This is a genomic window from Fibrobacter sp. UWP2, assembly GCF_900141705.1.
Classification (GTDB): domain Bacteria; phylum Fibrobacterota; class Fibrobacteria; order Fibrobacterales; family Fibrobacteraceae; genus Fibrobacter.
Genome location: NZ_FQYM01000029.1, coordinates 21,427 through 29,775, shown reverse-complemented (window position 1 = coordinate 29,775; position 8,349 = coordinate 21,427). Strand labels below are relative to the sequence as shown.

Here is an 8,349-nt window from a genome sequence, read left to right as displayed (position 1 = left end):
GCTTGGTGTTTTTTTGCTGAACCAAATTTACAAGTTGGAGACCACCTTTTTCTTTTTGGTTGCAGAAATTTCAACTAACTTTGGGGCATCTTCCCAAGATGCTCCTAACCGAGGTCAGCGAGAGGGCGTCCGCCATCGACGTCGTGGCGTCCTACATCATCATGTCGGTCGTCATCTATTGCATTGGCGTTTTTGTGGTGGCCGCTTACGCCAAGGAACGCGAACAGAGGGAGCGCCTGGTCTCTAGGCTCGACTACCTCTCCAAGCGAGACCCTCTCACCGAGCTGTACAATCGCCGCTACCTCATCCAGTACCTCGAGAACATGACGTGGAACAGGAGCGGCAACTTCTACATCATCATGTTCGACCTTGACGACTTCAAGCAGGTGAACGACACCTACGGCCACATTTTTGGCGACCAGGTGCTGCGTCGTGTATCAAGGCTGTTCGACGACTTTGTGAACGACGAGGTGGGCGAGTGCGCCGTGCGTTACGGCGGCGAGGAGTTCATCTGCATTATCAAGGCTAAGTCCGAGGTCGACGCCTTTGCGCGTGCCGACAAGTTCCGCGAGGCGGTGGCCATGCTGCAGTGGCCCGACAATCCGATGCTCCACCTCACCATCAGCGGCGGGTTCATGGCGTGCAAGACCTCCGACGAGCCTGACCACAAGCTCATTTTGCGCCAGGTCGACGAACTGCTCTTTACGGCCAAGTCCAGGGGCAAGAACCAGATCAGGAACCACACCATTTAGGGGCTCGGGTACGGGTCCGCCCTCGGCTTTAAACCACTGTTACTCGGGGCGCGTAAGTCGGGGCCGGAGTGCCTGGGTGTTGATAATTTGTTGATTAGTTGTAGCGGCATTTGGGGATATTCCCTTTTTTAGCTTAAAAAATGGGTGCGCAGACCCGTAACCCCTTGATATATATTGGCTTTTTACTAAATTTGAGACTCAAAAATTTTGCTTTTTTAAAAAGGTTATATCATGAAAAGAACATTCCAGCCTCACAATCGTAAGCGTGTCAACAAGCACGGTTTCATGACCCGTATGGAAGACCGTTGGGGTCGTGCTGTGCTCAGCCGTCGCCGCGCCAAGGGCCGCAAGCGCTTGACCATCAGCGACACCATCTACAAGAAGTAAGACGGGGTTGGCTTATAGCCGCTCTGCGTTCTTATCGGCTGCCAAACCAGCCAGCTTATCGGCAAGTAGCCGTCCAAGGCAAGTTCGTCCGCGCAACGTCACTCACAATGCGTTGGATCGAGAGCCCGGACGGTTTTTGTCGTTTTTGTTTTTTGGCTAAAAAGAAGAACGGTAACGCAGTTTACCGCAACAAGTGTCGCAGGGTATTGCGGCCTTTGTTTTATGCGAAGGTCCCCGATATTCAAAAGCCCGTGTGGGCGATGGTCGTGGTGACCGACAGCTCCGCTGAGATGACACCCCAGCGCCTGCGCGAGTCGGCGCAAAAGCTTTTCCGCAAAATGGAATGGGACAGGCCGAGGGATGTGGCAGAAGGCTAAAAACGCGGTGGGGAAGGTGCTCATCGCCCCTATCCGGCTCTACCAGCTGGTCCACCCCTACTTTTTCCACGGGGTCTGCCGTTTCCAGCCAACCTGTTCCAACTATGCAATCGAGGCCATCCGGGTCCACGGACCCTTCAAAGGTTTCTATCTTGCTGTTTTTAGAATTTTGAGATGCAACCCCTTCTGCAAGGGCGGCTACGATCCAGTTCCGCCCAGAAAGGATAAAAGATGAACAAGAATACCCTTATCGGTTCCATTCTTATTGCCGGCATCATGCTGTGGTGGATGACCACAAGCACTTCCAATGCCGAGGCCCAGGCCGCTGCGCAGGCGAAGGCCCGTGCCGCTGCCGCCGCCGAGGCCGCCAAGCCTGACTCCGCCGACGAGCTCGTGCTCCCTGCCCAAACAGGGACGCCCGAGATGAAGGCCGCCCCGGTGCTTGGTGCAGCGCCCGCCCTGAACACCGCCGCAGGCGATAGCGCAGGCGTCGCCGACACCTCCGCCGTGGCCGATAGTGCCAAGGCCGACACGGTCGCCGCCCCGGCGATTACCCCGCGCACGGTGACTGTCGAGACCGACAAGTTCATCATGACGCTCACCAACAAGGGCGGCAAGGTGCAGAGCGTGATTGTGAAGGCCTTGCCCGATAGCGCGGGTCACTTCCCGGAACTCATTCAAGACACGACTCTTGGCGCCCTCGACCTCAAGCTCGGCAAGGCCGACCTGAGCGAAGCCCTCTTTGATGTGAACGGCGCCCCCGAGTGGATTACCGTCGATACCGACACTACTGTTTCTTTCACCTTCAAGGACGCCAACGGCAACCAGGTCGTTCGCAACTACCACTTTACCAAGGAGGGGGTTGCCGTCCGCCAAAGCAACAAGTTCCTGGGCTTCAGGCCGGGCGAGTACGAACTCAGCTGGAACGGCGGTATGAGGGAGACCGAGGAGATCCCGAAGGGCAAGAGCTTTGGCGGGGCGAGCTACTTCTTTAGCGAAGTCATTTTCAACACCACCTACAGCGTGGAACGCGAAATGGTCCGCGACGCCGAGGTGTTCAATAAGGAAGACGGCAAAATCATATGGGCGGGCATGCGCCGCAAGTACGTCGCCATGACGGTCCAGTTCGACGAGGCCGTGCCTGCCACGCTCTCGACCAAGTTCATGAAGGTCGACGACAACGATAAGGATCCGGGCACCTACAAGATTGCTCTGAGCGACTACCTGCGTAACAGCGATTCCCTGAGCTACAGCTTTATGGTGCTCCCGCTTCAGTGGGCCGAGGTCGAGGCGCTCAACAAGGATTACGAGAAGGTCATTGTGAGCGGCTGGTCCTGGTGCGGCGCCGACGTTTGGTTTGTGTGGATTTGCAAAATGCTCCTCAAGCTTCTCAAGCTGTTCTACGAGGCCATTCCCAACTACGGCGTGGCGATTATCCTCGTGACGTTCATTGTGCGCGCCATTACCACGCCGTTCACTGTGAAGCAGCTCAAGTCGACCCGCGGCATGGCTAAGCTCAAACCGCAGCTCGACGAAATCAACGTGAAGTATCGCAGCGACCCGCAAAAGAAGCAGGCCGCCATCATGGAACTCTACAGCAAGAACAACATCAACCCCATGGCGAGTTGCACCGGCGGCTGCCTCCCGATGCTCATCCAAATGCCTATCTTCATGGGCCTCTTCTTTGTGCTCGGCCGCGCTATTGAGCTCCGCGGTATGCCGGCATTCCTCTGGATTAGCGACCTCAGCCGCAGCGATGTGGTGTTCGACGGATTCACGATTCCCTTCATTATGCCTGCCGGTATCGCCATCCTCCCGTGGATCATGGTGGTCACCACCTACTTCCAGACGAAGGTCACCATGGGCAACAGCGCCGGCATGGACCCCGCTCAGCAAAAGATGATGACCTGGATGATGCCCGCGATGATGTTCTTCTTTAGCGCGGTGATGCCATCGGGCCTTGTGCTCTACTGGATTGTGAGCAACTTCTGGAGCATTGCCCAGTACAAGATTATCAACAAGAACCTCGCCCCTGCCGACGGTGCCAGCGCAAAGCTCAAGGGTAAGGACGTGCAGGACGCCAAGATCGTCAAGTAAAACTTTCCTGAAATTTATGTAGTCACCCTCGCCCCCCCCCCCCGCTGGGGCGGGGGTTTCTTTTAAGACCGCTCGCGCATCACTCGGGGATTAAATTACTCCGGCAAGCGCTCGCTCTCGCAACCGCCCTCGGTTAATACCCGAGGGCTTTGTTGCTCACATATCGACCGCTCGCGCTTCACTCGGGGATTAAATTACTCCGACAAGCGCTCGCTCTCGCCTCGACGGCTCATTATGATGAGCCGCCTCTGGCTCACTGGGGCGGGGGCTTTTTGCAGAATCCTGTGACTTTGTATACAAGATTCTTGCAGGGCGAAAATTGCCTATTTTTTTTTCTTCGAAATAAATTATTTTATAAGAAAAGAAAGGGGAGTGCTTGAAAAATGGGACAAAAGGAGAAAATAATGAGACACGTGCGGACAAGGGGCCTACTTTTTGTGGCCCTTCTAGCCGCCTTCATGGTGGCATGCTCGCAAGAGGATACCTCGCCGACCGAGCCGCAAGGCGAAACCGGCGAAAAGACTGGACCGCAGGTGTCTGGCGATAAGCCGGAATACTGTGGGGATAGGGAGGTAATTTATCATCACGATACGGTCACTATCTTCCGCGATACGGCGGAAAGGGTGATTGAAAAAGAGGGGAGTTCCTATACATCGTTCGTGTACAGGGATACGGCCGGCGCAATCGATACGGTGACCAAATATTCGTCGCAATTGAAGTGTGATGTCGGGGAGAATGATCTTTCGTGTCGATATTCTTCGACTGACCTTATCCTGATTCCCATAGATGGTCCATTGATTTCTTATGACCCTCTGGACTACGAGGTTTTCGTTATAGATACCGTCCATTGCCATGTCACAATTACCGATACGGTTGTCAAGGATACGTTCTACATGGATTTGTACAGTTTCAAGCACGATACGACGTTTATCAATTACGGCGAAAGTCGTGCGACCGACTATATCCCGCCGGAGCGCGTCTATGATCCGGGAAGGTTCCCGTTCGATTCGACCGAGATACGGGATTTCTTCGATACACTGGATGTGAGCGATTCCCTGTTGGGAGGCAAGGACTACCTTGAAATCAATTCGGAATTGCGTTTTCACGGGTTTCCGCTGACGGTCCGGGAACAGGTACAAATCGGTGTCATCGCCAAAGACAAGATAATTTCGGATGTGAAATGGCCGGAGAAGTGGGGCCCCCAAGAACATTATTACCAAATTGAAAGAGATAACACGCTAAAAGCAGATACTACGGTTACCTGGACTCTGGAATATACTCGTTATGAGAGGGGACAGGAGGAGAAAGATTCCATCCAGGTAACCACTTTTTTTAAGACCGCTCGCGCTTCACTCGGGGATTAAATTACTCCGGTAGGCGCTCGCTCTCGCCTCGACGGCTCATTATGATGAGCCGCCTCTGGCTCACAGAGACCGCTCAGACCGCTCGCTCGACATCTGAGGATTAGAACCTAAGGTGACGAGGCTACTTGTACTCGTCGCCTTCGAGAGGCTTGCCGAGCAGCTTGTACTTCGCCTTGATGGCGGTACGCAAAAGCGGCCAGCCCACATAGCGGTAGGCGTTGAGCTTTACGGTGCTCAGCACGCGCTTGGAAAGTTCGACGTCGCTTGGCCTGGGGAGCCATTCCATTTTGAAGTCTGCGTCCACGCCCGCGTCCTGGATGAGCGACGTGTAGTCCGCTACGAGGGCGTCGTACGCCTTGAAGCGCACAAAGTGCTTTTTCTCGATGGTGTTGAACCGGTGCTGCAAAAGCTTGCGCTTTACAAATCCCGCCCCCTGCGCAATGAGTTCCTTGTAGGCGAACAGCGCTTGGCGTTCGGTTTGGTAAAGGCTGTCCATGTACACGCCCGATTCGCTAAAGGCTTCGCTCAGGCCGATTTCCAGCTGGTTCACCACGTCGTAGAATTCGTTTTGCTCGGGCGTCTCGAAGAGGTGCATGTAGAACGCCCCCAGCGCGGACGGCTTGAGGTACAAAAAGAACGATTGCAGGTGCGGGCTGTGCTCGGTGCTGCTGGTGAGCGAGATGGCGTCGGCCTTGCTCTCTTCGGCGCGCGCCAGCGCGTTTGGGAAAATGTTCTTGTAATAGACGATGGAGTCGTTCAGCAAGAGCAGGCGCTCAATGCGCTGCATGCCGCTCCCGGGCGTGGTGGGTGTGCAGTCGGCTTGCATTTTGAGGTAGCGGTGCCACATGCCAAAGTCGAACCCGCGGTTTTGCGTGAGGAACAGTTCAATGTTGTTGTCGGCGATGAACTCGTAGGTGGCCTGCGAGAGCTTGCGCTCGTTGGTGAGCAGCACCACCTTGAAGTCCGTCTCGGCGAGGTGCTTGAGCGCAAAGCGAATGTAACCGGGGAGGTCTTCCCCTGTTTGGTAGCTTGCGTAAAGCGCCAGTTTCCGAGACAATTCTGCCATTACCTTCTCCCGCCGCGTTTACCGCGGCCGCTGCTGCCGCGACCGCCCCGCCCCTTGGCTAGCTTTTCGCCAAAGGCCTTGGGGCCGTTCGCCTTTTTGCCCATCTTGTTTGCGGCCTTGCGGTCGCGATTGCGCTTCATGGGCTTGTAATCGGGTTCGTAATCGTCGTCCGCAAAGTCGTCGTCAAAGTCCGGCTGGCTCACGTAGCCCAGCGCCTCGGCGGCCGAAGCGCGGTCGGCGCGTTCTTCCACATTGCGCTCGCCCTGGCGGCGACGCTTTTTGGGTTCGCTGCTCAGCTTTTCGATAATGCTGAAGTCGGCCTGGCCGCGTAGGGGGTCTACGCGGAGCAGGCGCACCATCACCTTGTCCCCGCGGCGGAACGTGCGCCCGCTGCGTTTCCCGTAAGCCAAGCCTTGGTCCGGGTTGAACACGTAGTAATCGTCGCCCGCAATGTCGCGGAAACGCACCAGGCCCTCGGCAATCGGGTCCGAGATGGAGACGTAAATGCCCCATTCCTCGATTCCCGTGACGTTCGCCTCGAAGTCGTCGCCAATACGGTTCTTCAAAATCCAGCAGCTGCACACCTTAATAGAAATACGCTCTACCTTCATGTTCTTGATTTCGTTCGCCGAAATCAGGTCACACACCTCGATGATGTTGTTGGCGCGTTCGGCGTTGATCTCGTTCCCCTTGCGGGCGAGTTCACGGTGGCACCACAGGTCGGCGTAACGGCGGATGGGGCTGGTAAAGTGGCTATAGTCCTGCCAGTTCAAGGCAAAGTGGCCAAAGCTGTTGCTGTCGTAGTGCGCCTTTTGCATGCTGCGCAAAATGCGGTTGGTCAAAGTTTCATCGTCGCCCGCGCGCTTTACCAGGTGCTGGTAGAGTTTGAAGGCAGTCGGGTTCAGGTTGGTGTCGCCGCTCCTGGGCTTGCCCAGGTCGCGCAGCATCACCGGCGCGTCCTTGAACAGGTCGGGGTACATGTAGTACAGCTCCATAATGTCCTTGGTGTCGGGCGCTTCGTGAATACGGTAAATGCCCTGCAGACCGCGGCGCTTGAGTTCCTTGGCGCAGCAGTTGTTGGCGATGAGCATGCACTCCTCGACCCACGAGTTGCTCTCGTCGGTCTCGCGTGGCACAATTTGCACGGGTTCGCCCTTCTCGTTGAACTTGCAGCCGTATTCGGTGCTCTTGAATTCGAGCAGGCCTTCTTTGGTGCGGTTCTTCTTTAAGAGGGCGGTCACCTCGGCCAGGGCCTTGATGGAATCGTCGCCCGCTTCCATCATCTTCACCGCTTCCTGGTAGGTGATGCCTTTCGAGACGTTCACGATACTCCTGTGGAAATCCCAGCTGAGCACGTTCGCATTCTTGTCGAGTTCCATCATGCAGGTGAATGCGCAGCGGTCCACGCCCTGGTGCAAACTGCACACGCCGCTCGAAAGTTTTTCGGGGAGCATGGGCACCGCCGTCCACGGCAGGTACTGTGTGTAGCTGCGTTCAAGCGCTTCCTCGTCGAGGTCGCTCCCTTCGGGTACGTAGTAGCTCACGTCGGCAATATGCACGCCGAGCCTGTATCCGCTTGCGGTGCGTTCCACGCTGATGGCGTCGTCGTGGTCCATGGCGCCTTCGGGGTCAATGCAGAGCACGTCAAGCTTGCGGTAGTCGGCGCGGCCCTTGAAATCCTTCGGGCCCGGTTCCTTGATGCCTTCCACGAACTTCTTGATGGCGGGGGAGAAGTCCTTGGGCAGGTTGCTCTCTTCCATGAACTTCGTTTTGACCTCGTCCCAGCTCACGTTCAACGCCTCGGCGCTGCGGTCTACCTTCGCGAGGTAGCTGTGCTTGAGTTTAGGGTGCGGGTACAGCGTAAAGCTGATGGTCTCGCCTTCCTTGCCCGGGGCCTGGCGGCGGTGGCACATCTCGTACACCTTGCCGGTCTCGAGTTCGTGTACTTCCCACTCCTCGTCACCGGTCTGGTGCAGTATGCCGCGCTTCACGCGAGTCTCGTTTTCTTTGTCGTTCTGGCGTCGGCTGCGGGCGCCGGGGCGGCGGTTGTCTTCGGGGCCCTGGTCTGCGAATTTTTTGCGGCGCTTCTCCATTTTTTCTTCGAGCGGTTCGCCGTCGCCCAGCTGGTATTCCTTGTGGCTGGTGCGCTTTAAAAGACCGCGCTCCACCATGTCGGCGAGCAACTGCTTGAATGCCATCTTCTGCTTTTTAGGGAGTCCCAGGGCGCCTCGGAGCTGGCTACCCACCATGGGCTCGTCACGCAAAATAGCGATAATCTGTTCTTCGCTCGGTAACTGTTTTTGCAT

At 56.3% G+C, this 8,349-nt stretch carries 8 protein-coding genes; 6 read left to right on the top strand and 2 right to left on the bottom strand.

Features of this window, described 5'->3' with window-relative positions; all coding sequences use genetic code 11:
* Positions 1-98: 98 nt before the first annotated feature.
* The 6 genes from BUB55_RS11650 to BUB55_RS11625 all read left to right on the top strand — a co-directional run bounded on the left by BUB55_RS11650 (position 99) and on the right by BUB55_RS11625 (position 4,977).
* Complete coding sequence (locus tag BUB55_RS11650) at positions 99-752, top strand: GGDEF domain-containing protein (protein WP_073191621.1); 654 nt, start codon at positions 99-101, stop codon at positions 750-752.
* A 231-nt stretch (positions 753-983) separates the two neighbouring features.
* The gene (gene rpmH / locus BUB55_RS11645; RefSeq protein WP_073157761.1) at positions 984-1,139 is read left to right on the top strand and encodes a 50S ribosomal protein L34; all 156 of its coding nucleotides are present in this window, start codon (positions 984-986) and stop codon (positions 1,137-1,139) included.
* 14 nt (positions 1,140-1,153) lie between these two features.
* Positions 1,154-1,516: a ribonuclease P protein component gene (locus BUB55_RS11640; protein ID WP_234971919.1), complete on the top strand. Its 363-nt coding sequence runs from the start codon at positions 1,154-1,156 to the stop codon at positions 1,514-1,516.
* Positions 1,500-1,751 (top strand): membrane protein insertion efficiency factor YidD, encoded by a 252-nt coding sequence (yidD, locus tag BUB55_RS11635; protein ID WP_073191617.1) that lies wholly within the window; start codon positions 1,500-1,502, stop codon positions 1,749-1,751. The genes BUB55_RS11640 and yidD overlap by 17 nt, the downstream gene beginning before the upstream one ends.
* The gene (locus tag BUB55_RS11630; protein ID WP_073191614.1) at positions 1,748-3,613 is read left to right on the top strand and encodes a YidC/Oxa1 family insertase periplasmic-domain containing protein; all 1,866 of its coding nucleotides are present in this window, start codon (positions 1,748-1,750) and stop codon (positions 3,611-3,613) included. The genes yidD and BUB55_RS11630 overlap by 4 nt, the downstream gene beginning before the upstream one ends.
* A 437-nt stretch (positions 3,614-4,050) precedes the next feature.
* Entirely contained in the window at positions 4,051-4,977 is a 927-nt protein-coding gene (locus BUB55_RS11625; RefSeq protein WP_159431981.1) for a hypothetical protein, read from the top strand.
* Between the two features lie 121 nt (positions 4,978-5,098).
* On the opposite strand, the gene BUB55_RS11620 is transcribed toward BUB55_RS11625, so the two are convergent.
* On the bottom strand, positions 5,099-6,043 hold the full coding sequence (locus BUB55_RS11620; protein WP_073191610.1) for a hypothetical protein: 945 nt from the start codon (positions 6,041-6,043) through the stop codon (positions 5,099-5,101).
* Complete coding sequence (locus BUB55_RS11615) at positions 6,043-8,349, bottom strand: ribonuclease R family protein (protein WP_083597002.1); 2,307 nt, start codon at positions 8,347-8,349, stop codon at positions 6,043-6,045. Before BUB55_RS11615 ends, BUB55_RS11620 begins: the two co-directional genes overlap by 1 nt.

Coding starts and splice junctions, on each gene's coding strand:
- BUB55_RS11650 (WP_073191621.1), top strand. CDS start 99: ATGCTCCTAACCGAGGTCAGCGAGAGGGCGTCCGCCATCGACGTCGTG.
- rpmH (WP_073157761.1), top strand. CDS start 984: ATGAAAAGAACATTCCAGCCTCACAATCGTAAGCGTGTCAACAAGCAC.
- yidD (WP_073191617.1), top strand. CDS start 1,500: ATGTGGCAGAAGGCTAAAAACGCGGTGGGGAAGGTGCTCATCGCCCCT.
- BUB55_RS11630 (WP_073191614.1), top strand. CDS start 1,748: ATGAACAAGAATACCCTTATCGGTTCCATTCTTATTGCCGGCATCATG.
- BUB55_RS11620 (WP_073191610.1), bottom strand. CDS start 6,043: ATGGCAGAATTGTCTCGGAAACTGGCGCTTTACGCAAGCTACCAAACA.
- BUB55_RS11615 (WP_083597002.1), bottom strand. CDS start 8,349: ATGCAAAAACAGTTACCGAGCGAAGAACAGATTATCGCTATTTTGCGT.